General features: G+C 61.1%; 1 protein-coding gene. It reads right to left on the bottom strand.

Going from position 1 to position 1,446, the window contains the following annotated elements:
• Positions 1-13: 13 nt before the first annotated feature.
• Complete coding sequence (locus H6F58_RS17870; protein ID WP_195182262.1) at positions 14-1,315, bottom strand: ISL3 family transposase; 1,302 nt, start codon at positions 1,313-1,315, stop codon at positions 14-16.
• Positions 1,316-1,446: the final 131 nt, after the last annotated feature.

Below are 1,446 nucleotides of genomic sequence, written 5' to 3'. Positions count from 1 at the left end.
CGGCTCTTCGCAATCAAGGGTGTAACACCGGTCTGAACCCACCAGACTCCAACAGGGACCTTGCGATGTAATTCGCGAGGTTCCTGAACCCCAACGCCGAACCACGAAGATGCTCCAACCGCCCATTGATCGCCTCAGTTGGCCCGTTCGATGACCCCATATGATCGAAATACGCCAAGATATCCGTGGCGCGTTTCTTCAACGTTGTCGCCAAAGACCTCACCTCGATCATTTCCCTAGGCAAGGTCTTAGTCAGGTCATGGATCAAATCCCTCAACCGTTCCTTCCCCTCCCGTGGGGAAGGTGCCCGGTACGCGGCCACCATCCGCTGATATACCTTCCACGTCGCTTCCACGACCTGATGTCCCGGATCAGCAAACAACGCCTCCAGCTGCCCTTTGCCACGTTCGCTGAGCAGTTCCTCACCGGTCAGCAGCGTCTTGCGGGCCCGATACAACGGATCCTTGCTCCGGCCCCGACGTCCCAGTGTTTCATGCTGGATCCGCTGCCGGGCTTTCTCCAACGCGGTGCCGGCCAGCTTCACCACATGGAACGGATCCATCACTTCCACCGCATGCGGCAGCTCTTCCACCGCCGCGGTCTTGAACCCGGTGAACCCGTCCATCGCAACGATCTGCACCCCGGCACGCCAAGCCGGGTCCCGCTCCTGCAACCAGGACTTGAACACCTGCTTCGACCGGCCCTGGACCATATCCAGCAACCGCGCCGGTCCGCTCCGCTGCTGCACCGGAGTCAGGTCAATGATGACCGTGACGTAATTGTCCCCGTACCGGGCATGCCGCCACACATGCTCATCCACCCCGATCACGTGGACTCCGTCAAAACGGGTCGGGCTGCTGATCAGCACCCGTTGTCCTTCGGCCAGCACCGCCGTGTTCGCGGTGTTCCACGAAACGCCCAGCCCCTCGGCGACCCGGGCCATGCTCAAGTGCTGGCACACAATGCCTTTCAAGGCCCAGCGCAGCCCGCCGCGGGAGATCTTTGCTTTCGGTTCGGCAGCCAAGGAGATGTCCTGCACCCATACGTGCTTGCAGCTGGCGCACCGGTAGCGGCGCACCCGAATAGCCAAGGTAGTGGGCCGCCACCCGAATGGCGCATGGTGCAGCCGGCGGATCCTGGTATCCCGTGCGGTGCCCTGCGCGCCGCACAGGTGGCAGAATTTGTCGTCTTCAACGACTCGGCACTCGATCACTGCGCGGGTATCGGTGATGTGCTGCCCGGTGGCGGTCAGGCCGAGGTCTTGAAGGCCGCAGAATGTCGTCAAGTCCGGGGTGCAGTAGGTAGCATTGAGCATGGCCGAGAGCTTTCGACGGTGTTTGTGTAGGAACTTTCATTCTCGTGAAGCTCTCGGCCTTTTCATGCCGTGACACGCTACCTGATGTCCGGGATCTGTTGAGGCTGCTACACCTTAGATTGCGAAGAGCC

The organism is Glutamicibacter sp. FBE19 (assembly GCF_015524875.1).
GTDB lineage: Bacteria > Actinomycetota > Actinomycetes > Actinomycetales > Micrococcaceae > Glutamicibacter > Glutamicibacter halophytocola.
The sequence above is the reverse complement of the archived record's forward strand: the minus strand, read 5'-3'. Positions and strand labels throughout refer to the sequence as shown.